17 protein-coding genes are annotated in these 22603 nt (G+C 45.6%); 4 read left to right on the forward strand and 13 right to left on the reverse strand.

Annotated features, from left to right (window positions below):
- Positions 1-3: 3 nt before the first annotated feature.
- The 6 genes from HMPREF9442_RS00190 to HMPREF9442_RS16890 form a co-directional block, all read right to left on the reverse strand.
- Complete coding sequence (locus HMPREF9442_RS00190; RefSeq protein ID WP_008623967.1) at positions 4-2262, reverse strand: bifunctional alpha,alpha-trehalose-phosphate synthase (UDP-forming)/trehalose-phosphatase; 2259 nt, start codon at positions 2260-2262, stop codon at positions 4-6.
- Between the two features lie 162 nt (positions 2263-2424).
- On the reverse strand, positions 2425-3174 hold the full coding sequence (locus HMPREF9442_RS00195) for a TorF family putative porin (protein ID WP_008623969.1): 750 nt from the start codon (positions 3172-3174) through the stop codon (positions 2425-2427).
- Between the two features lie 223 nt (positions 3175-3397).
- Positions 3398-3973 (reverse strand): K(+)-transporting ATPase subunit C, encoded by a 576-nt coding sequence (locus HMPREF9442_RS00200; protein ID WP_008621595.1) that lies wholly within the window; start codon positions 3971-3973, stop codon positions 3398-3400.
- A 19-nt stretch (positions 3974-3992) separates the two neighbouring features.
- Positions 3993-6026 (reverse strand): potassium-transporting ATPase subunit KdpB, encoded by a 2034-nt coding sequence (kdpB, locus tag HMPREF9442_RS00205; protein WP_008623973.1) that lies wholly within the window; start codon positions 6024-6026, stop codon positions 3993-3995.
- A 26-nt stretch (positions 6027-6052) separates the two neighbouring features.
- Positions 6053-7759, reverse strand: coding sequence for a potassium-transporting ATPase subunit KdpA (gene kdpA, locus HMPREF9442_RS00210; RefSeq protein WP_008623975.1), 1707 nt, complete (start codon positions 7757-7759; stop codon positions 6053-6055).
- A 28-nt stretch (positions 7760-7787) separates the two neighbouring features.
- On the reverse strand, positions 7788-7868 hold the full coding sequence (locus HMPREF9442_RS16890; protein ID WP_040602402.1) for a potassium-transporting ATPase subunit F: 81 nt from the start codon (positions 7866-7868) through the stop codon (positions 7788-7790).
- 630 nt (positions 7869-8498) lie between these two features.
- Between HMPREF9442_RS16890 and HMPREF9442_RS00220 the strand changes: the two genes are divergently transcribed.
- Complete coding sequence (locus HMPREF9442_RS00220; protein ID WP_008623977.1) at positions 8499-9869, forward strand: ACT domain-containing protein; 1371 nt, start codon at positions 8499-8501, stop codon at positions 9867-9869.
- A gap of 358 nt (positions 9870-10227) precedes the next feature.
- Here HMPREF9442_RS00220 and HMPREF9442_RS00225 read toward each other — a convergent pair whose 3' ends face one another.
- The 5 genes from HMPREF9442_RS00225 to mutY all read right to left on the reverse strand — a co-directional run bounded on the left by HMPREF9442_RS00225 (position 10228) and on the right by mutY (position 15364).
- A complete protein-coding gene (locus HMPREF9442_RS00225; protein WP_040602411.1) occupies positions 10228-11574 on the reverse strand; it encodes a sigma-54-dependent transcriptional regulator in 1347 nt (448 codons plus the stop codon).
- A 183-nt stretch (positions 11575-11757) separates the two neighbouring features.
- Positions 11758-12402, reverse strand: a complete 645-nt coding sequence (locus tag HMPREF9442_RS00230; RefSeq protein WP_008623980.1) for a 4'-phosphopantetheinyl transferase family protein — start codon at positions 12400-12402, stop codon at positions 11758-11760.
- A gap of 17 nt (positions 12403-12419) precedes the next feature.
- On the reverse strand, positions 12420-13766 hold the full coding sequence (gldE, locus tag HMPREF9442_RS00235) for a gliding motility-associated protein GldE (RefSeq protein ID WP_008623983.1): 1347 nt from the start codon (positions 13764-13766) through the stop codon (positions 12420-12422).
- Between the two features lie 22 nt (positions 13767-13788).
- Positions 13789-14214: a single-stranded DNA-binding protein gene (locus HMPREF9442_RS00240; RefSeq protein ID WP_008623985.1), complete on the reverse strand. Its 426-nt coding sequence runs from the start codon at positions 14212-14214 to the stop codon at positions 13789-13791.
- Between the two features lie 91 nt (positions 14215-14305).
- Positions 14306-15364: an A/G-specific adenine glycosylase gene (gene mutY / locus HMPREF9442_RS00245; RefSeq protein WP_008623987.1), complete on the reverse strand. Its 1059-nt coding sequence runs from the start codon at positions 15362-15364 to the stop codon at positions 14306-14308.
- Between the two features lie 169 nt (positions 15365-15533).
- On the opposite strand from mutY, the gene HMPREF9442_RS00250 reads away from it, so the two are divergent.
- Both HMPREF9442_RS00250 and HMPREF9442_RS00255 read left to right on the forward strand, forming a co-directional pair.
- Complete coding sequence (locus HMPREF9442_RS00250; RefSeq protein ID WP_008621614.1) at positions 15534-15812, forward strand: HU family DNA-binding protein; 279 nt, start codon at positions 15534-15536, stop codon at positions 15810-15812.
- A gap of 270 nt (positions 15813-16082) precedes the next feature.
- Positions 16083-17660, forward strand: a complete 1578-nt coding sequence (locus HMPREF9442_RS00255; protein WP_008623989.1) for an Rne/Rng family ribonuclease — start codon at positions 16083-16085, stop codon at positions 17658-17660.
- 57 nt (positions 17661-17717) lie between these two features.
- Here HMPREF9442_RS00255 and HMPREF9442_RS00260 read toward each other — a convergent pair whose 3' ends face one another.
- On the reverse strand, positions 17718-19193 hold the full coding sequence (locus HMPREF9442_RS00260; RefSeq protein WP_008623991.1) for a GDSL-type esterase/lipase family protein: 1476 nt from the start codon (positions 19191-19193) through the stop codon (positions 17718-17720).
- Between the two features lie 123 nt (positions 19194-19316).
- On the opposite strand from HMPREF9442_RS00260, the gene HMPREF9442_RS00265 reads away from it, so the two are divergent.
- Complete coding sequence (locus tag HMPREF9442_RS00265) at positions 19317-20123, forward strand: glycoside hydrolase family 25 protein (protein WP_232038307.1); 807 nt, start codon at positions 19317-19319, stop codon at positions 20121-20123.
- Positions 20124-20291: 168 nt separating this feature from the next.
- Here HMPREF9442_RS00265 and HMPREF9442_RS00270 read toward each other — a convergent pair whose 3' ends face one another.
- Positions 20292-22526, reverse strand: a complete 2235-nt coding sequence (locus tag HMPREF9442_RS00270; RefSeq protein WP_008624000.1) for a TonB-dependent receptor plug domain-containing protein — start codon at positions 22524-22526, stop codon at positions 20292-20294.
- Between the last annotated feature and the right edge of the window lie 77 nt (positions 22527-22603).

The raw sequence follows: 22603 nt of genomic DNA on the forward strand, positions 1-22603 counted from the left end.
TGTCTATTTTCGTTTAATCAGTTTTTTCATCCAATGTAAAACCACACCTAAATCCCGACGGCCTTGTTTCCCATTCGAGGAGATACGAAGAGGTGCCCCCGTGGCCAAAGCCTGCAACATCGGCAAAGCATCCGTTTGGGATTTCAGGTTATAACGGGCATCTTCCGACACCGTTCCGATTTTCACCGTAACGGCACTATCCGGCAAGGCACGAAACATGTCATTGTCCGTCGTGTCATCTCCCATAGCCAATATGAAATCATAATGCGCCTTACGCAACAATCGTTTTACTTCGGAACCCTTCGTACAGTTAGACTGCTTGATTTCTACCACCTTGTTCCCCTGCAAGATTTGCAGGCGATGTTGCAAACAAATGGATACCAATGCCCGAACCAACTGGCGTGCCCTCAGTTCACCCAACCAGGAATCTACCGCCCGGTAATGCCAAGCCAAAGCCGTCTCCTTTATTTCCAAACGCGATTTCGGGGTCTTATGCACAAACATGTTCAGAATAGACAGGATACTTTGGCTCCATTCCGGTTTGTAACTGGTCTGATGCCATTCTCCGTTCTCTTTATAATAGGCCCCGTGTTCCGCAGCAAAAGAAACCGGCAGAACGCCTAACCACTTCTCTAATGTCTGGTGGTCGCGACCGCTGTTGATAACCACATGATTGGCCGGATCGGAGGTCAAGTCCTTAAGTACTCGTATTACCTCAGGTGTCGGTACGGCATCTTCCGGACGCTTTTGGAACCCCACCAACGTCCCGTCATAATCCAACAAAATGAGACGGCTCCGAGCCTGAGTATACAAAGCCTTTATCTGTTTCAACAAATTCGTGGAAAGTAACTTCCCCGACAAGTATTGGTTTTTGTCCACCACGTTTTTCCATTCTTCCAGAAAGTCAGCCGCCCATTTGTTGACGGTCTGGACGGAAAGGATGGCCTGCATCTTACTGATACGTTTTGCCTGCTCCTCATAAGGCATCTGCAATGCCGTAAAAATAGCATCCGCTATCTGGTCCGTATCGTTAGGGTTTATCTGAATGGCATCGGCCAACTCCACGGCAGCACCCGCCATCTCGCTCAATACCAATACCCCCGGATTGTTGACTTTTGTAGCGACATATTCCTTAGCCACAAGGTTCATTCCGTCCCGCAACGGGGTTACCAAGGCCACGTCTGCCACGAAATACATGGCCGTAAGTTCTTCAAAAGAAAAACCATGATAGAAATAACAGACTGGCGTCCAGTTCATGTCTGAATAACGCCCGTTAATCCGCCCTATGGTCTCGTCTATCTTTGTTTTCAGCCCAGCATAGCTTTCCACATGGTCACGCGAAGGCACAATGACCATGGCCAACGTCACCTTTCCTTGGTACTCCGGATGACGTTCAAGAAAAGCCTCAAACCCTTGCAAACGATGCAGGATGCCTTTGCTATAATCCAAACGGTCTACGGACAGCAACAACTTGTGGTTGCGGAAAAGAATACGTTTTTTCTCTATCTCGCTCCACACTTTCGGCGTGGCAGACGAATGATTGTACAATTCATAGTTTATGCCCATCGGTAGTGCGTTTACACGCACGATGCGGCTGTCCGTCTGGGCTTCGTCCAAATCGAACTTAATATGTAATACACGCTCTACAGCATTGATGAAATAGCGCATATAGTCGTGTGTATGAAAACCTATAAAATCCGCTCCCATCAGACCGTTCAACAATTCCGCCCGTTCGGGCAATATACGGAATAATTCGTATGAGGGAAACGGAATGTGATGGAAATATCCGATGTGAAGATTGGGCATCCGCTTCCGTAACATGCCTGGAAGAAGCATAAGCTGATAATCCTGTATCCAAACCCAATCGCCGGAACCCACTTGCTTGCAAATCTCTTCGCAAAACAGAGCATTCACTCTCTGGTAAGACTCCCAATACTCTTTCCGTACCGTAGTATGGGAAAAGAAATAATGGCACAAAGGCCAAATGGTACTATTGCTGTATCCTTCGTAGTAATCATGATACTGTTCTTCCGACAAAAATATCGGATGAAAATCCATCGTCTCCAGATGCTGTCGGATTTCTATCTGCTGACGGACATTATCGACACAAACTCCCGGCCAGCCGATCCAATGTTTCTCCATGGAAATCTGCAAGGAGTCGAGCCCCGTTGCCAAACCTCCTTCACTACGTACGAAAGTATAGCTGTCTTGCCGAGGCACAGCCTTTACGGGCAATCTGTTTGCAACGATATATAATTTCATCTTCAAATAAATTCCTAAATACGACTATTCACCATAAAACCTGGCAATAACGCGTCAGGTAATATCCAAACAAAGAAAAAGGTCAATGTCCATACTTGCCTTTATATATAAGAGAGAAAACTCAGGGCTCCGTGAGGAACCCTGAGAAAACTACGAATAGAATCAGAAGCCCAAGCTAAAACCAGCCAAAAGGTAGGTTCTGTCATGGACCGGGGCAACAAGAGCCTGTACGAAGACAGGTATTGCAAATTTATCCGTTACTTGGATATCTTTACTTGCTTTGATGGAAACATCCGTCACACCGGCTTTGTCGTTGTACATACCCTTCCAAGGAGTGAATCCTAAGGCCGGGGTTAATGTTATGTCGGCCGGTAATGAAACTGGATAAGAAAGGTTGACATAAGTAGAGAACTTATTGTTGTCCGTAGGATCTTCACCCAACACGAACTTATCTCCACCGGCAAACATCGTACTCCATGAAATGTTCAATGCAAATTTATCGAAAGCCTCACCGAAGTTATAAGCCAAGGTTCCTTCAAAATAATGGGCATCCTCATAGTAACCATAAGGCATGTCGGTTCCGCTCCACCAGTAATCCGATACGGTTACGGAAAAACCTTTGATGGCGTATGACAAGTTGATATCAAATTCTTTTGCACCGCCACCATTGTCATTCACGCCCCATTTAGAAAGCGTCTGGCTTCCCCATGCGTTAAGGCTCAAGCCTTTGTAGCTTAACGTCAAAGAGGGTTGGATAGAGAATCCTGAGTTTTGATCCAAACCACGCCAGATATAATCGCTTACGAAATCAGCCTTTCCGCTGACAACAAAATCACCTGCGTTTGCCATGCCGGGTACTAACAGTGCTGCACCTAAAACCAATCCTACTTTTTTAAAACTTTTCATATTCATAAATTAATTAAAGTGTTGTGTTGTGTCGTTTTACTTTTCACTTGTTTTTTTAAAGAATGCCATCATCCATGAAGCACGGGAATATCTCCAAAACCTCCAGACTCTGTCGCCATGGCAAAGGTAGTACGAGAGAAGCAGTTTATTCCTTCCGCCGACAAAGCTACCCGAATGTATTTTTCCATATCCGAACTTCATCAATGACGGCATTTCTTGTCTACTGTTATTATTTATTTGCTTCGTCTAAAGCCACATTCAGTTTCAGTACATTTACCTTTGCTGTTCCGAACATACCTAACAGAGGCTTCTCCACAGCTTGGTCTACTATGGCTTTCACTTCGTCTTCACTCATGCCACGAGCTTCGGCTACACGTTTCACCTGTACGTATGCACAAGCCGGAGTGATATTGGGATCCAGACCGGAACCGCTGGCCGTTACCATTTCAGCCGGCACTTCGTCACGGCTCAAATAAGGATGGTGTACAAGGAAGGAATCCACACGGGCCTCCACCTCTGCCAAATATTCCTCATTGGTAGGACCTTTGTTGGAACCGGCAGAACTTGTAGCATCGTAACCGTCACCAGCACTTGAAGGACGTCCCCAGAAGTAAACGTCTGACGTAAACATCTGTCCTACATTCGCAGCACCTACGACTTTACCGTTCAAGGTCACAGTCTCTGCATTGCCATTCTCGCCGCGGCCTGCAAACTGTGCGAATATCCACAATACCAGTATGTAAAATACCGAAAAGAAGATGCAGAACGCTATCGTTATACGAAATGATTTTATAAAGTTCTTCATTGTTTTGTCTGTTTATTGATTAAAAGAATAATCCTACGAATAAATCTATCAACTTAATGCCGACAAACGGAGCGATAAGACCGCCTACACCGTAAATCAACAAGTTGCGACGCAACAGCGCACTGGCACCTATAGGTTTGTAAGCCACACCACGCAAAGCCAACGGAATCAGGATAGGAATGATGATGGCGTTGAAGATGATAGCCGAAAGGATTGCACTTTCAGGACTGTGCAAGCCCATGATGTTCAACGGAGCCAATTGAGGAATCGTCAACATGAACAATGCCGGGATGATGGCAAAGTACTTGGCCACGTCGTTGGCAATAGAGAATGTCGTCAACGTACCACGAGTCATCAACAGCTGCTTACCGATTTCCACGATTTCAATCAATTTGGTCGGATCGTTGTCCAAGTCGACCATGTTACCGGCTTCCTTGGCAGCCTGAGTACCGCTGTTCATGGCCACACCCACGTTGGCTTGTGCCAATGCCGGAGCATCGTTCGTACCGTCACCCATCATAGCCACCAACTTACCGGCTGCCTGTTCTTTCTTGATGTAATTCATCTTGTCTTCCGGTTTGGCTTCAGCAATGAAGTCGTCCACACCGGCTTTCTCAGCTATATATTTAGCGGTCAACGGGTTGTCACCAGTTACCATTACCGTCTTCACACCCATCTTGCGCAAACGCTCGAAACGTTCTTCGATACCCGGTTTGATGACGTCTTGCAATTCGATGACACCGGCAACCTTCTTGTCGATGCAAACCACCAACGGAGTACCACCGTTTGCAGAAATTGCCTGGATAACATCTTCCGTATCCTTCGGGAACTTGTTACCGGCTTCCATGGCGATACGACGGATAGCGTCGAAAGCACCTTTGCGGATTTCTGTACCGTCTTTCAAGTTGATACCGGAGCACTTCGTCTCGGCCGTAAACTTAATCATGTGTGCGCCTTCGGTGTTCAGGGTACGCATACGTACGCCCATTTCACGTCCCAATTCAATGATTGACTTACCTTCCGGCGTATCATCCGATACGGAAGACATCAAACAAGCTTCGATAAACGCATGCTTATCCATGCCGGCAACCGGATAGAATTCCGTAGCCTTACGGTTACCGATTGTAATCGTACCGGTCTTGTCCAACAGCAAAGTGTCGATGTCACCGGCCGTTTCCACAGCCTTACCGGATTTGGTAATCACATTGGCACGCAAAGCACGGTCCATTCCGGCAATACCGATAGCAGAAAGCAGACCGCCGATGGTCGTAGGAATCAGGCAAACGAACAAAGAACAGAAAGCTGCAATGGTAATCACCGTATTGGAATAGTCGGCAAAGGGTTTCAAGGTAATGCAGACAATCAAGAATACCAGAGTGAACACGGCCAATAATATCGTCAGGGCGATTTCATTCGGAGTCTTCTGGCGGCTTGCACCTTCCACCAAAGCAATCATCTTGTCCAAGAAGCTCTCGCCCGGCTGACTGGTCACAACGACTTTGATATGGTCGGAAAGTACTTTCGTACCACCGGTAACGGAACTCTTGTCGCCACCTGCCTCACGGATTACCGGAGCAGATTCACCGGTGATGGCACTCTCGTCGATAGAAGCCAAACCTTCGATGATTTCACCGTCGGCCGGAATCACGTCGCCTGCCTCGCATTCAAACACGTCGCCTTTCTTCAACTGTGAACTGCTCACGGTCTTGATCTGTCCGTTCACGTTCAACTTGGCCGGAGTCTCTTCGCGGGTCTTGCGCAAGCTGTCGGCCTGAGCCTTACCGCGGGCTTCAGCAATTGCCTCTGCGAAATTGGCGAACAGCAAAGTCACCAACAGGATGATGAAGACCAAAAGGTTGTATGCAAAGGAACCCTGTGAATCGTTCGTAGCCGAGAAGATGGTCACGATGAACATGATCAGAGTAGAAATCTCTACGGTGAACATGACCGGGTTCTTCACCATTATCTTGGGATTCAGCTTGACAAAAGACTGTTTCAAGCTTTCCATTACCTGATCCCTTTGGAAGAGGGAAGTATTATTGTTAGTTTTCATACTTTATCTTATCCTTAAATAATCTTTTATAAACTGAAATGTTCTGCAATCGTACTCAATGCGTGAACCGGGAAGAATGACAAGGCTGCCACGATGAAGATTACAGCGAAAGTCATCACGCTGAATGTAACGGTATCAGTCTTCAACGTACCTGCGCTTTCAGGAATGTATTTCTTGCTTGCCAACAGACCGGCAATGGCCACCTGTCCTACAATAGGAATGAAACGGCTCAGAATCAAAACGATACCGCAAGAATAGTTCCAAAACCAAGTGTTATCACCCAATCCTTCAAAACCGGAACCGTTGTTTGCAGCCACTGAGGTGAACTCATACAACATCTCACTCAAGCCGTGGAAGCCCGGGTTGTTCAACCATCCTCCTTCATTCTCCACGAAAGCCGGAGCATGTACATACAAGTAAGCTGCTAACGCCGTACCCACAAGGATAACGAAAGGATGAAGCAATGCCACGATGGAAGCCACCTTCATTTCACGTGCCTCGACCTTATGGCAAAGGAATTCCGGTGTACGGCCGACCATCAGACCGCTGATGAACACTGCGATAATGATAAAGGTGAAGTAGTTCATCCATCCTACACCGACACCGCCGAACCATGTATTAATCTGCATGTTCAACATCTCCATCAAACCGGAAATAGGCATGGTTGAGTCATGCATACCGTTTACAGACCCGTTAGAAGTTACCGTGGTAACGATGCTCCACAAAGCCGTGGCACCTGCACCCAGACGCACTTCCTTACCTTCCATGGCACCATTGTCCTGAGCGATACCCATGGCATCGATACGCGGGTTACCGTTCATCTCCTGATATACGTTGATACATACGCCTACCAAGAAAGCGAACAACATTACGCCATAAATGGAATAACCCAGTTTTTTACGCTTGATATAGAAACCGAACGCAAAAGCCATAGCCATCGGAAGAATCAGGATGGACCAACATTCCGTCATGTTGGACAAATAAGTCGGGTTTTCCAATGGATGAGAAGAGTTACAACCGAAGTAACCACCACCGTTCGTACCCAATTGTTTGATAGGCACGATAGCTGCCGTAGGACCTTGTGAAACATTCTGTGTATTACCTTCCATTGTGGTAATTTCCATCTTTCCGTCGAAGCCCATCGGGGTACCTTGGGTAATCAGAATAAAACCTACGATCAAGGAAAGAGGGAACAAGATACGAGTACAGCTCAATACCAAGTATTTCCAGAAGTTACCGATAGTCTTCGTGGTCTTTTCTCCCAATGCCTTCATGATACCGGCCATGGCAGCCATACCCGTACCTGCGGTCACGAACTGGAACAACATGATGACGAACAACTGAGTCAAATAAGTCAAACCAGTCTCACCGCTATAATGCTGCTCGTTACAGTTCACCATGAACGAAATACAAGTATTGAATGCCTGATGGGCTGTCTGCCCGGCATTTCCATCCGGGTTTAACGGGAGATACCCCTGAAGTACCAATAAAAGCATACCCCAAATAAACCAGAACAGGTTCACGATTAACAATGCACGCAAGAATTGTTTCCAATTCATTTCCTCTTCGGGATTGATACCGGAGAAACGATAAATAGCCGTTTCAATCGGCTTCATGAAATCCAAGCACGTCTTTTTACCTTTATATACGTTAGCGATATACTTTCCGAGCGGATAGCTCAATACCACCAACAATACAATCTGTGCAACTACACCTAAAATTTCTGTATTCATAATACTGCTAAATCAAAAAAAATGTTTTTTAGAACTTTTCCGGCTTGACGAGCACATACATCAAATAGCCGAACATCACTACACTGACAATAAATAACGCTGTGTACATAATACCTACTTTTTAAAAATTAAATCTTCTCAAACCAATCCACACATTTCCAGAACAACCAGAAACAGAGGAAGCCGCTTACCAAGCAGGCCAGAAACCCAAATGAAAATAATTCCATAATCCTTTTGTTTTTTAATTAATACTTTAACTTATCGCATTCCTATTAGACCAAAACCATGCCAAAAAACATGTTTTATGCTTTACCCTACTGTTTTACAACCATATAGCATCCCGCCAAGGCTTTCCGCAAGAGGTAAAACGACTTCCATTTTGAAAAAGAGCACCCCCGATTTGAAAAAAACACGTGAAAGCCTTATTTTCCTATACCTTATTATATATATGGAGTTGCCCCCAAACAGCATGCTTTCCCCTCCCCTACCGCTCCCCCCCCGATACCATCGTCCGCCCCCACTTGCCACCTCACTCCGTTCCGGCACGGTGGTATCATATATGTATATGAAATAAAGGTTATCAAACGAAAGAGCATGAAAAAATAAAAAAGAACTGATTTACAAAAGGTTGAATACATTCCGCGAATGCGCCCACCCTTTCATTTTGGAAAAACCACTTCCAATTTGAGAAAGAAAAAGAAGAATAAAGACTAAAGAGGAATTTAATAAACAGAAAAATATGAAAATTTATAGTTTTGAAACTATCACATCCATTGAAGATGTCCGGCAAATACCGTCGTACGTCCCTTTAGGGGAGCAAGTGGTTCTCATCCCTCCGTCTTTCCCATGGATTAAAGACCAGATGCAAGACATCGCCATTTCCCTGTATAATTTCGACTTGGGAAAAATCCCGTCCCTGATTGACGGGCTGAAAACAAAAACAGCCGAGTTTATTTCGCGGCTTGCAGATGCCCCCGAAGGCTGCCCTGCCACAAGCTCAGTCATAGAAAACCTTTTCCAAACCCTCCATTCGTTCGTCAACCGTCCGTTAAACCAAATTAAGGACAAAGAGCTTCTCTCTTTCACCGAACGTCTTTCAGGTCTCATCATCTATTCTTACTTTAAACACCTGAAAGTGAATGTGTCCCTCTTAGACCCTTCACTTTTCGTTTGTATCGGTAGCAATTCAAAGATAGACACCGAAAAAAGTGCCGAATGCCTCCGGACACTCATACAGGACCAAGACGCAACCGTCAGCATTCTCCCGGCTCGTATCTGCAAGAACGGCCTCGAAGAGACGATATTGATGCCCGCAAAGCTCCGTACGCTTTATGCGACCCACATCGCGACCTTGTTCCATGCCGAGGAACTTACATTTTATACCACGAAACAAATGTCTTCGGCTTCACCCGACGAAGACGTATGCAGTCAGTTCAAAGACTATACCATCACATATAACGAAGCCAAAAGCATCATCAATGCCGGTTTCAACCTCGTTCCGAAAGCTTGTCTGGATTTAGCCGGACAACACGGAATCAACCTACGTATATCCAATTATTATAATCCCAATAAACAAACAATCACTATTACAAAAACATCAACCATGAACCAGATTAAAGCAGTTGTTACACGGAAAAATGCAGATTATTTACAGATCCATTCATCAGGAAACCTCATGCCGTTCCAATTCCTGACCAAAGTGATGGCCGTCTGTGGGGACTTCAAGACTCCTATACACCTCATTTCCTCTTCCAGTGTCAATATCTCCATGGCCGTGGAACTGAGTTCCGAGACTTTCCACCAAATGGAAAACCAACTGTCCCAATTCGCTTCCGTCAGTGTGGAAAAAGACATTTCCGTCATCCATATCATCGGCCAGTTCGACCAGGAAAAGGAAAACGTGGAAGTCAAAGTCATCGACCTGCTTAAAGACATCCCCATCCTGATGATTTCATACGGAAGCGACAACAACAGCGTGTCTGTTGTCGTGAGCAAAGACATGGGCGAAAAAGCACAGGCCATCTTGATGGACAATTTCGCCGGACAAGATTTCATGAAAAGAAACGTCGCTCCGCGCTTCCGCGAAGCTTATAGTGCCATGAGCATCTGACTCATCTCAATATAATCTGTAGAACTAAGCCCAAAGACGGCTGCCAGACCCAAGGAATGATAAAAAGTTCTTATAGTTTGGCACCGTCTTTTGATTCGTAAATCACCTTGCGCAGAACTGAAAATCATTCTCAAGAGATTGATTTTTCGTTCTCCTGAGAATGATTTTCAGTTCTGCGGTAATTGATTCCACAAGATTTCCATCCGAAATCTTACGTTCGCAGAGAAGAATTTAACAAACTGATATAAAACACCTTACGTTCTATGCCGCATGTCATGAAAACGAATATTCCGACAGGTACGAAGTGCCGTTACATCAACAATAAAGAAATAAGACAAAAAAAGAGGCGTGAAGCCTCTTAGATATTAATACCGTACTCTTCTATCTTCCGATAGAGAGTGGTCAATCCTATTTTCAGGAGACGGGCCGCCTCAGCCTTATTTCCTTTCGTGTACTGCAATACACGTTGGATATGGCGATGCTCCGCCTCTGCCAGTTCAAAATCGTCACCGTCGGCAGCCGATCCGGATAAAGTGGACGACCGGAAATCAAGAGGCATGTCATCCAACGTGATATAGTCGTCGCAGATAATCAACGCACGCTCTATCACGTTACGCAACTCACGCACGTTTCCCGGCCAGGCATACGACTGCATCCAATCCTGACAGGCTGCATCAAAGCCCTTGACTTGTTTCCCCATCTTGGCAGAAAATAGTTTTAGGAAAGCTGTGGCCAACTCCGGTATATCCTCCCTACGCTCGCGCAAGGGCGGCAAATGGAGATGGAAAACGGACAAACGGAAATACAAATCTTCCCGGAAATTGCTATTTTCTATTTCTTCTTTCAGGTTGCGGTTGGTGGCCGACACGATACGCACGTCTATTTTCGTGGGTTTCGTATCCCCCACCTTTATATATTCCCCTGTTTCGAGCACGCGCAAGAGTTTGGCTTGCAAACCGTACGCCATCTCCCCAATCTCGTCCAGAAATATCGTGCCGTGGTTGGCCTCTTCAAACAGTCCTTTCTTGTCCTTCAAAGCCCCGGTGAAAGCCCCGGCCTTGTGACCGAATATCTCGCTTTCCAACAATTCTTTGCTGAAAGCGGAACAGTTGATGGCCACGAACGGCTGCTTGGCACGCGCGCTCCCGTGATGAATGGCCTGCGCGAACACCTCTTTACCCGTCCCCGTTTCGCCCGTAAGCAACACCGGCACATCCGTCACGGCCACTTTACGAGCCAACCGTATCACTTGCTGTAAACCTCGCGAATGTCCCAAGACGGTATCGAAGGCCGATTCACGGACCGGCACGACAGCACTTCCCGAAGGCTGCACCGGCCGTCTGTTGATTTTCTCCATGGCACGGCTGATTATCGGTATGATCTTATTGTTGTCATCCCCTTTGGTAATGTAGTCGAATGCACCGTTTTTGATAGCCTGCACCCCGTCCGGGATATTCCCGTGCGCCGTCAGGAGGATGACCTCGGCCTCGGGTTGCAGTTCTTTTATCTCCTTTACCATCTCCACCCCGTTGCCATCGGGCAGAAACACATCGCACAATACCAGTTGCGGCATTTTGGCCGTGAGTTGCTTCATGCCCGAGGCCCGGTCGGCCGCCTGAAACACCTCATAACCTTCCAATTCCATCATACGTGCCAACAATTTCCGTATGATGGGTTCGTCATCTATAATCAGTATCGTATTCATCATTTCGCAAGGACATAAATAAAATTAAACAGGGGGCTTTCAACTTCGCTTTGCGGAAACAAAAGTACAAAAAAATATCGGTTAAATCACCATTCGATAGGAAATTAGCGTCGTTCACGGCCTATCCGGACACGGCAATCGTCTTTATATCACAAACGGCAAGCAACTACTGCTTTCCTCACTTTACAGTTCCCGAAACGCATAAGTCAGGACGAAATCGGCCGTAGTTTCATAATGCACCGGAAAGGTTCCCGTCTTCCCGTCCGACAAATGATAATATAAAGAAAAATCTCCTTTCGCTTCCGTATGGTCGGGCATCGCGGGACAACTTAAATTTTGTACCGTCAGATTCTCCCTGAAGTCAATACCCTCTTCATCCAATATCTTAAAAACAGCCTCTTTGGCAGACCAATGCAAAAGAATCTCGTATGTTGTTTCTGCAGCTTCTTCCGGACCGATCAAACGTTCTTTCAACTTTACAATTCTTTCAGAAAATACTTCTATGTCAAGTCCGGCTTCATATTCTTCCGAAAACAACACGGCTGCATATCCGAATGTATGGGAAATGGAAAGCTGAAGCTTTCTGCCACGGAAAAAAGGACGGCCGGACGGCAAATATTCCACCTGTAGCTCTTCTCCTGTCAGAGTGAAAATAAGCAAACGCACTGCCACATATTCCAAGCGCCTCCGCTCAGCCGCAAAACGGGAAGCATGCTCCCGATAATACGCGCTGTGAGGCAACATGTCACACAACTCGTCGAAGGTCTCGGTAATTTTCCATATACCTCCCCAACCTTGCCCACAATTTATTTCCCGAAACAGCGGCATTCGTTCCTCTATATGATTTACACCCCATCGGATGTTTCCGGATTTTCCACCGTCACTTTTATCTTCAAAATCCTCCGGTCATCCATTTCCAACACTTCAAAACAATAGTTTTTATATTTGATTATCTCATGAAGTTCCGGAAACTCACCTTTAATTTCCAACAGAAGCCCGGCCAAAGTATCGGCCTCTCCTTCTACCTCCTCGAAAAAATCATCGTCCAGTTTCATGATTCTAAAGAAATCCGTAAGCAGGACTTTTGCCTCGAAAACATACGTATTCGCGTTCAACCGCACGTACTGGCGTTCATCTTCATCGTATTCATCGTTTATTTCACCTACAATTTCTTCGATAATATCCTCCATCGTCACGATACCCGACGTACCTCCGAACTCATCCACCACAATGGCGATATGCACTTTGTTCTTCTGAAAATCTCCCAACAAATCATCAATCATCTTTGTTTCCGGAACGAAATAAGGCGGCCTGATTAAAGACTGCCAACGGAAATTTGCAGGTTTGTTCAGATGGGGCAACAAGTCCTTAATGTAAAGCACACCTTTTATGTTGTCACGCGAATCCGCATATACCGGAATACGGGAATAGTTACTCTCTACGATACATCGAAGCACATCCGGATAAGGAGCTTTCATGTCCAAGTCCACAATATCCATACGAGGAGTCATTATTTCTTTGGCCATCTCTCCTCCAAAACGGATAATCCCCTCCAACATATTCTGCTCTTCTGCAATATACTTTTTATCCGTCAGTTCCAAGGCTTGTTCCAACTCGTCGACCGATATGGCCCGTTTTTCCTTATGCACTACTTTCGTAGCCAATTTCCTCGACCGCACGAGCAATGACGAAAGGGGCCAAAACAACTTTTCCATCCAAACAAAAGAAGGAGCCACCATGCGGCAAAAGCTCAACGTATGTTGGGACGAGTAAATTTTCGGCATAATCTCACCAAACAACAAAAGCAAGAAGGTGAGCAAGACGGTCATAAAAAGGAATTCCAACAAACGGCTATCTCCGAAAATCAAAGTTTTACTGAAAAAGAAATTCAGCAACATGATGATAGCCACATTCACGAAATTGTTGGATATCAAAATCGTAGCAAGCAAACGCTCCGAATCTTCCTTTAACTCGAGAATCTTACTGTCTGCCGCGTGCCTATTCTCTTCTATCTTACCCACATCCGTAGGGGACAAGGAAAAAAAAGCAATCTCTGAAGCTGAAACAAAACCAGAACAACCTAACAACAACACAGACAAGACAAGAGCAATCGTAGCTCCCAAATCCGGAGGATAAACCTCTATATGGTCAAATAACGCTATAAACTGGGATAAATATGTATCAGGGTCCAAAATTCACAAATTTAGTTACACATCAAAAGGGTAAGTCTTCTTTTCCGCCCTGTACCTGTGCGGAAGCAGAAGGAGAAGAAGAAGCAGAAAGAGAAGAAGCTTGGTTAGCCTGACTCCGGGAAGACAGCATCTCCATATTGTCTGCAAATATTTCCGTAATGTATCGTTTCACTCCATTCTGGTCGTCATACGAGCGAGAACGAATTTTTCCTTCGACAAACAGCTTGTCACCTTTGTGAACGTATTTCTCTACTGTCTCAGCCAGGCCTCTCCACAATACTATATTATGCCATTCCGTACGTTCCGGCACGTCCGTACCATTCTGCAGACGATACCCCCTTTCCGTTGTGGCTAAAGTCAACGAAGCCACAGCCACTCCGTTATCCAAATAACGAACATCGGGTTCTTTCCCGACATTTCCAATCAACATCACTTTATTTAAAGACATACGCCTTTCATTTTAAAATTTCTCCAAAATTAATAAATAAACCATATCCCACCAACTATAACGTCACTTTTTCTGCAACTCTTTCATTTTCTTACCACAAACCAAACTTCTCAAACAGCATTACAACTAAGCGGGGAAACGCATAGTTTGGCAGTTCCCCCTTTTTTACCCAACAAGCACTACGTCCGAAATCATCGGGTTTATCTTCCAGTTCCACCTTATAAAAATCACAAATCAACGTACGGTGGGTCAGCTGATGGCGAACACCCCCGCACAAATAAGTCTTCACGGCCTTATCAGACCGGATGAACGATGGAACTTTTTTATCCACAAGCAAGTCTTCCGGAGCACATACCGTAGGGGTTTCTACCAAAAAAGGTTCATACAAACCCTTCCAAATATCATTAGCCTCTCGCCGAAACACTGCAATTTCTTCCCCCACCTCTATGTACATATAATGCAAATAGCGTTCCGTCACGGTCAAAGCCCGTGACTTCACCGGAAAGCCCTGCACCCTCTTGTCCCGAAAAGCAATGCAACCGCCAACCAAAGGGCACTCTCCACATTTAGGATTCTTAGGCACACATTGCAGGGCACCGAAATCCATCACGGCCTGGTTGTAATCAGCCGCCTTGCCCTCGGGCAACAACTCCTGCGCCAAAGCTGCAAAACACTTTTTCCCATGCCCCGTATCTATCGGTTCTTCAATCCCATAATAACGGGAAAGCACACGATATACATTCCCATCCACCACAGCATGGGGCAACCCGAATGCAAAAGAAGCTATGGCAGCTGCCGTATAATCTCCCACCCCCTTTAATTGACGGATATTTTCATAACGTTCAGGGAATCCCCCCCACTCCACAATCTGGCGAGCCGCCGCATGCAAATTCCTCGCACGAGAATAGTATCCTAGCCCCTGCCAACATTTCAACACCTCATCTTCTGAAGCTGCCGCCAAAGCATCCACATCAGGAAAGCGAGCCATGAAACGCAGGAAATAATCATATCCTTGAACGACCCGCGTCTGCTGAAGGATAATCTCCGAAATCCAAATCATATATGGATCATGAGTGTCCCTCCACGGTAAAACCCTTCTGTTTTCCTGATACCATGCCAACAACTTATAAGCAAAATTATAATCTTTCATTCTTGCAAAAACAGATAAACGGTACAAAATTAGCTCTTTCAGAGTACCCAAAAGCAAAAAAACGAGTTTTTTTTCAATGATATTCTTTCTTTCCTTGCTAAAAAGCTATATATTTGCATTCCAAAAAATTAGGAATTAGGCATTTACAAACAATTATTTTTACAGAAAGATGACAAAAGCAGAAATTGTAAACGAGATTTCCAAAAAAACGGGTATCGACAAGGCAACCGTGCTGACAGCCGTAGAGGCATTTATGGAATCAGTAAAGGAATCTTTGATTCAAAAAGAGGATAACGTATATCTTCGTGGCTTCGGTAGTTTCATTCTTAAAAAAAGAGCTAAAAAAACAGCTCGTAATATATCCAAGAATACGACTATAATCATAGACGAACACAACATTCCAGCCTTTAAACCGGCTAAGGTTTTTGTTGATGCAATCAAGAAGTAAGAATCATTTGAACAGAAAAAGATAGTAAACAGATTTATTAACTTATAAAACATTAGAGCTATGCCAAGCGGAAAAAAGAAAAAAAGACACAAGATGGCTACACACAAACGTAAAAAAAGATTAAGAAAGAACAGACATAAGAGCAAGTAGCCAACGCTTGTCTGTAAGTAAAGAATAGAGAACAAACTTGGACGGGCTCTTTACAGATTCCGACAAGTTTGTTCTTTATGTAAACAAGGCTGTATAGAATCAAATAGTAAAATTAAAAGAATGACAAGCGAAGTTATAGTAGATGTTCAGCCCAAGGAGATTTCCATTGCATTGTTAGAGGACAAAAGGTTGGTGGAATTTCAGAAAGAGGGCCGGTCGGCCTCTTTTGTGGTGGGCAACATATATCTGGCAAAAGTGAGGAAACTTATGCCGGGGTTGAACGCATGCTTTGTGAACGTAGGCTATGAACGCGATGCCTTCTTACATTACCTTGATCTTGGCCCTAAATTCAATTCTTACACCAAATACCTCAAACAAGTAACCAGCGACAAAAAAAAATTGTATCCATTCTCGAAGGCTTCGATTCTGCCCGACCTTGAAAAAGACGGAAGTGTACAAACAACGCTCCAGCAAGGACAAGAGATTCTGGTACAAATTGTAAAAGAACCCATTTCGACCAAAGGACCGCGCCTGACTTGTGAACTATCGTTCCCCGGACGTTTTCTGGTATTGATGCCTTTCCAAGACAAGGTATCCGTATCTTCCAAAATAAAATCAGCCGAGGAGCGTGCACGTTTAAAACAGCTCATCCAAAGCATCAAGCCCAAAAACTTCGGCGTTATCGTCAGGACGGTAGCCGAAGGGAAACGTGTGGCCGAACTCGACTCGGAACTCAAGGTATTAGTCAAAAGATGTGAGGACGCCTTCATTAAAGCGCAAAAAGCAAGCAAGCTTCCAGAACTGGTCTTTGAAGAAACTAGCCGTACGGTAGCCATGCTGCGGGATTTGTTCAATCCTTCGTATGAAAACATCTATATCAACGATACGGATATTTTCAATGAAGTAAAAGACTATGTGACGCTGATAGCTCCGGAAAGTGCGGGTATCGTGAAACAATACACAGGCAAGCTGCCCATCTTCGACAACTTTGACGTAACCAAGCAAATCAAATCGTCGTTTGGAAAAACCGTATCCTATAAGCATGGAGCTTATCTGATTATCGAACATACGGAAGCATTGCATGTCGTGGACGTGAACAGCGGCAACCGCTCCAAATCAAAAGACGGGCAGGAAGCCAATGCGTTGGATGTCAATTTAGGGGCGGCAGACGAACTGGCACGCCAATTAAGATTACGCGACATGGGAGGTATTATCGTGGTGGACTTCATCGATATGAATCTGGCGGAAGACCGGCAAAAATTATACGAACGCATGTGCGAAAATATGAAAAAAGACCGTGCCCGCCATAATATCCTGCCATTAAGCAAATTCGGCTTGATGCAGATTACGCGCCAACGTGTGCGTCCGGTCATGGATGTAAATGTGGATGAAGTCTGTCCTACTTGTTTCGGTAAGGGTACCGTGAAATCAAGCTTTCTGTTCACAGATGTTTTGGAAAGCAAAATCAGTACGATGGCCAATAAATTAGGGATTAAGAATTTCACGCTTCATGTCCACCCGTATGTGGCAGCCTACATCAACCAGGGCATCGTTTCCCTGAAACGTAAGTGGCAAGTCAAATACGGATTCGGACTCAAAGTAATCCCCAGTCAGAAACTGGGTTTCCTGCAATACGAGTTCCACGACAAGAACGGGCAGGAAATAGATATGAAAGAAGAAATCGAAATCAAACATTAACGAGAAAAGGTTGCCTGCACGGAATATCCAAAGGCAACCTTTTCTGTTTCTATTTACTTATTTCTTCTCATTTCCCGTATCTTCCCCAATAGCTTTCTTTACTTCTTCAGCTATCACGGCGGCACCTTTGTCATTGGGGTGGATGCCGTCCGAAATCAGCCATTCGGGATGGCCGTCAAACAAAGAGTGGAGGTCGATGACCTTCAGCTTGTTCTTCTTAGCCAACTTCCGGAACATCGGGATGACCCCATTGACAATCACACTGTCCGAAATGCCAAAAGCCGAAGTCATCGCCTTTACCGGATAAGCCAGATAAATATCCGGACGGGCAGGCAAAGCCTTTAATTCGTCTATCATCTGCTGCGCATCCGTCATAAACTCATCTTTGTATTTCCAGTTTTGCGGCTTGCTGTCGTTCGTACCCAATTTAATGACCACGACATCCGGATTGAACTCCTTGCACCTCCGATACACGTCATTCTTCATATAAGGGCAATCGCCTTTCTGCAACATCGTATGACCGCTTACACCGAAATTCTTGACCAAGTACTTCTTGCCCAATTTCTTGCCCAACATCGCAGGATAACCGTATTCCTCGCTCAGGGGCACGCCATAGCCATCGGTAATGCTGTTACCCACGCAAGCCACACGGACGGCGTCCTTGTCCGGCGCATCCAAACCGTCCAACCATGCTTTCAGGTCGGCCAACATCTGTTCGTGGCATGCAAAAGAAGAGTTACAGCCCCAACCATGTCCACCCGTGGGATAAATATGCATCGAAGCGGGCACTTCTGCCTGCAACAAAGCCGTATAATACTTAATAGAATTGGAGACAGGCACCACCGTATCGTCCCCACTCAGCAACAGCAATGCCGGAGGTACCATGTGGCGGCGGATATGCCGTTCATTGGAATATCGCAACTGCTCGCCGTGCGAAGGTTCTTTCCCGATAAAAGAATAAACAGAACCATTATGGGTCTGGTTCAGCTCCATCGAAATAACAGGGTAAAACAATATCTGGAAATCGGGACGGCAATCGAAAGGCGCATTAACCGCTACCGTGGAAGCCAGATGCCCGCCTGCCGAAGACCCCATGATACCCACATCATAAGGATTAACCCGCCATGCCGCCGCATTCTGCCGTATCACGCGTATGGCCTCTTGCGCGTCGCTGACCGGTACTTCCGGATGGCCGAAAGGCAAACGATACTTCAACACGGCGTATGCGATACCCATCCCATTGAAATAAGGCGCCCAATCGTAACCTTCATGCCCAAGGGCTATGAACGAATACCCTCCTCCGGGACAAGCCAGAATGATACGCCCCGTAGCCTTCGCCGAATCCGGAAGGAAAACACGAATCTCTGGCGTATAAATGCCATCCTCTTGCTGTTCCGGCCCGCCATCCTTACCGTTCGTGTTCGGCAAGCCCCGCTCCCAAAGCTTCACGTCAAACCAGGACTGTGCATGCAAAACCGTCCGGCCGCAAGCCACAATCCCCAAGAAACAAAAAATTCCAAACCACTTTTTCATGTCTACATTCTATAATAAGGAATAAAAATCAGGGCAAAAATAATAATAATATTCATACGAAGCGGAAAACGCTTGCATTTCCTCCGCAAAATATGTAATTTTGCGAAATAACATCCATGCTCCATGAGAAATTTCATTTCATTTCTTACTATCATATTATGTTGCCTGACAGTAACCCCCATGCACGGTCGTAAAAAGGATAAGCAAACGGACAAGGAGGAAGTGGTCTTGGCCATGGTGGAACCAGACATGATGGCCACTCCAAGCCATTCGCATCCCATCGTTGCTCCGGTAGAAGAAGCTTACCGCCACCGCATCAATAAGAACGAACATCGTTACGGCATAGACGTATCACGCTATCAGGGAGATATAGACTGGCAAACGGTGAAAACTGACAAAAACGTAAGTTACGTATACCTGAAAGCCACAGAAGGTGCCTCTTTGGTCGACGTAACCTATCGTTACAACCTGACCGAAGCACGCAAGGCCGGCCTGAAAGTCGGTTGCTACCATTTCTTTAGTCCCACAGTGGATCCGGAAACCCAGTTCAAGAACTTCACAAGCACGGTGAACCTGGACGAACAAGATTTGATTCCTATCATCGACGTTGAAATCATAGGGAAAGGCAGCGCGCAACGCTTTTGCGAAAGGCTTACCCGTTTTCTCCACATGGTAGAAGAACATTATGGCATCCGTCCCATCATCTACACGTCGAGTAATTTCTACAATAAATATTTGGCCGGAAAATACACGGACTACAAATACATGATAGCCCGGTACGCAGAAGATATTCCGGAACTGACGGACGACATCCGGTTCGTCATGTGGCAGTTCACCGCCAACGGACGCATCGAGGGCATCAACGGTCCCGTAGACCGCAGCCGTTTTATGGACGAATACCATTTGGGGGACATCTTGATTCATAAGTAAATTATCATCCCAAAAAACACAACCTTACGAAACATTATGCCATAAGACAATGATTCAACGGCAGATATGGAGTTTCACAACCAAGAATTGTGCACACTTCAATAAAAAACGGAACTGCAAAAAAAACAGTTCCGTTTTCAATTGGAATAAAAACAGGTATTTCGTCTGTCAGAATGTCGTGCGTAAAGTAACATTGATATTACGTCCCATGGCATTGATTCCCGAACCGAAAGTGCGATACTTCGTATCCAACAGGTTTTCGATACCAACCTGTACCGTCAGGTTCGGGTTGAACACATAAGAAGCTTTGAGATTCAGGGTGAACCATGCCGGAAGCCCTCTGCCCTCTTCTCCCTTCACTGTGGCGTAACCGATATTGTCTTCCCCGTTCAAGTTATAACGATCTAGTTTCTTTCGTCCGTTAAACAAGGAATAAAACTCTACAATGGCCTTGTCGTCTTTGCTCTGAAAAGTCATGCCCACCCTTCCGAAAAGCGGAGATATATGGTCGAGGGGCATACGTTCATCCTCCCCGTCGATAATATCACCGTAAGTATAGGTAAGCGAAGCGTCTGCCATAAATATTTCGAGGAAACGGGCTTTCAGGCGTGTGGTGGAACCTACAACATAAGCCCTTCTGCTGTTATGGTTGGCATATATCTCGCTGAGTTCGCCATCATATTCTATTTCGGTATTTCCGTTCAGCGTATGCGGCTTTAGCGTAATGGCATCGAAAAGATAGGTTCCGAACACGGAAGTTTCCCAAAGGAAACGGTCGTTTTTGAACCGAGTCACATTGAAGTCGGCGTTGATAGTCTTTTCGGGGCGCACATCCGGGTTGGGCACAACCACCATACCCGGCTGCGAGTCGAATACCTTTCCCACATCGTCTATATTGGGCACACGATAACCGGTGGAAAGTGCCAAAGCTATTTTCCAGTCCTTGGTCGGATTGTAGTTCAGTCCCAAACTGAAACTGTAAGTCATATTGTTCTGTTTCACTTCTTTCACGTTCTGACTCAGGAATGGGAAAAATTCGGCGGTCTCAAACGAGGAATACAACGTGGAGAATCCCAAGCGGATACCGTCGCTCAGGATCAGACGCGGAGTGATTTCCCATTGGTGGGACGCGTAGGCCTCTATATTGTGCATATAGTTTTGTCCGTCGGGGTAACGCGTATCCAATGCAGCACGCTCACCGGTGTCTACGTCCGTTTTGTGAGCCGTAGAGGAAAGGAAGTTCAATGCACCGTCTATTCCGGCATGGATACGATGATTGTCCACCTGTTTCATCCAATCGGAAGACAATGACACCACATCCACATTCTCGTTGCGGCTACCCAACCAAACCTCACCGAACTTACGGTTATGACGGCTTTCCTTGATTTTCTGGTAGGCCACCGTAAAATCGACTTTGTCTGCCGACAACCAGTCCGCTATCTCCATCGTATAGGCTGTCATCAAACGGAACTGAGGGCCATAATACCATTCGGCAAATTTAGGTTTGTCTTTTTTCATATCCGTCAACCGATCGTAACGGGGAATGTCCGTCGTATTCGAGAATTGGAAGTTCAACAAATGGCGGAATCTATCGTCCGGTTTGAACAGGAACTTCTGCATCAAGTCGTACTGCATATATCCGGAACCGGGTTGATGCCAGTCTTTGAAATTACCGATTAACAGGTCTTCACCATTTTCACGTACCACTTCATAAGGACGGCTGATGTATTCATCATCCTTTAGAAAGGGGTTCTTGCGTCGTCCGTTCCGTAAATCACCGAAGTTGCTATAGGATAAAGAAGTCAATGAAGCAAAACGTTCGCCACCGATATTGAAATCCACATGACCGGTGGTTTCTTGATTCGCACTACCGTAACGCATAAAGGCATTACCGGAAAACAAAGTTTTCCCCCCATCGCCCAAAACCGGATTTTTAGAACGGAAAACCACAACTCCCCCCAAAGCATCCGAACCGTAGCTGACCGAAGAAGGACCGTAAAGCACTTCCACACGTTCCAGTATAGAAGGGTCCACGGTTATGATGTTCTGTAAATGTCCGGCACGATAAATGAGATTGTTCATCTTCACGTTGTCCATGACAAGCAACACCCGCGAACTTTCAAAACCGCGTATCATCGGGCTTCCACCCCCCTGCTGACTTTTCTGCACTGTCAGTAAACCGTCTGTGGTCAACAAATCGGCGGCCGTCTGTGCATTGGCCCGTTCTATCAGGTTACGGGATAAAACGTAAACCTGTTGTGGCACATTCATTTTCACATCCTGTTGGCGGTTGGCCGCCACTGTAATCTCTTCCATCAACCGGAAAGTTGAATCAGCGGGTTCCGCAGCGTGTAAATAAATGGTTGGGCATAAAAGCAATCCTGTAAAAATCTTGTTCATCATATCGTTATTCTGTTATGTAAATTGTCGTTACGTCTTGAATAGAAAGACGTAACGACAAACCCTGCTTACTTTATTAT

This window comes from Paraprevotella xylaniphila YIT 11841 (genome assembly GCF_000205165.1).
In the GTDB taxonomy this organism is placed as follows: domain Bacteria; phylum Bacteroidota; class Bacteroidia; order Bacteroidales; family Bacteroidaceae; genus Paraprevotella; species Paraprevotella xylaniphila.

Coding starts and splice junctions, on each gene's coding strand:
- HMPREF9442_RS00230 (WP_008623980.1), bottom strand. CDS start 12,402: ATGCCGCTGTTTCGGGAAATAAATTGTGGGCAAGGTTGGGGAGGTATA.
- HMPREF9442_RS00270 (WP_008624000.1), bottom strand. CDS start 22,526: ATGATGAACAAGATTTTTACAGGATTGCTTTTATGCCCAACCATTTAT.
- HMPREF9442_RS00195 (WP_008623969.1), bottom strand. CDS start 3,174: ATGAATATGAAAAGTTTTAAAAAAGTAGGATTGGTTTTAGGTGCAGCA.
- HMPREF9442_RS00250 (WP_008621614.1), top strand. CDS start 15,534: ATGACAAAAGCAGAAATTGTAAACGAGATTTCCAAAAAAACGGGTATC.
- HMPREF9442_RS00255 (WP_008623989.1), top strand. CDS start 16,083: ATGACAAGCGAAGTTATAGTAGATGTTCAGCCCAAGGAGATTTCCATT.
- HMPREF9442_RS00220 (WP_008623977.1), top strand. CDS start 8,499: ATGAAAATTTATAGTTTTGAAACTATCACATCCATTGAAGATGTCCGG.
- kdpB (WP_008623973.1), bottom strand. CDS start 6,026: ATGAAAACTAACAATAATACTTCCCTCTTCCAAAGGGATCAGGTAATG.
- HMPREF9442_RS00225 (WP_040602411.1), bottom strand. CDS start 11,574: ATGAATACGATACTGATTATAGATGACGAACCCATCATACGGAAATTG.
- HMPREF9442_RS00190 (WP_008623967.1), bottom strand. CDS start 2,262: ATGAAATTATATATCGTTGCAAACAGATTGCCCGTAAAGGCTGTGCCT.
- kdpA (WP_008623975.1), bottom strand. CDS start 7,759: ATGAATACAGAAATTTTAGGTGTAGTTGCACAGATTGTATTGTTGGTG.
- mutY (WP_008623987.1), bottom strand. CDS start 15,364: ATGAAAGATTATAATTTTGCTTATAAGTTGTTGGCATGGTATCAGGAA.
- HMPREF9442_RS00260 (WP_008623991.1), bottom strand. CDS start 19,193: ATGAAAAAGTGGTTTGGAATTTTTTGTTTCTTGGGGATTGTGGCTTGC.
- HMPREF9442_RS00200 (WP_008621595.1), bottom strand. CDS start 3,973: ATGAAGAACTTTATAAAATCATTTCGTATAACGATAGCGTTCTGCATC.
- HMPREF9442_RS16890 (WP_040602402.1), bottom strand. CDS start 7,868: ATGTACACAGCGTTATTTATTGTCAGTGTAGTGATGTTCGGCTATTTG.
- HMPREF9442_RS00265 (WP_232038307.1), top strand. CDS start 19,317: ATGAGAAATTTCATTTCATTTCTTACTATCATATTATGTTGCCTGACA.
- HMPREF9442_RS00240 (WP_008623985.1), bottom strand. CDS start 14,214: ATGTCTTTAAATAAAGTGATGTTGATTGGAAATGTCGGGAAAGAACCC.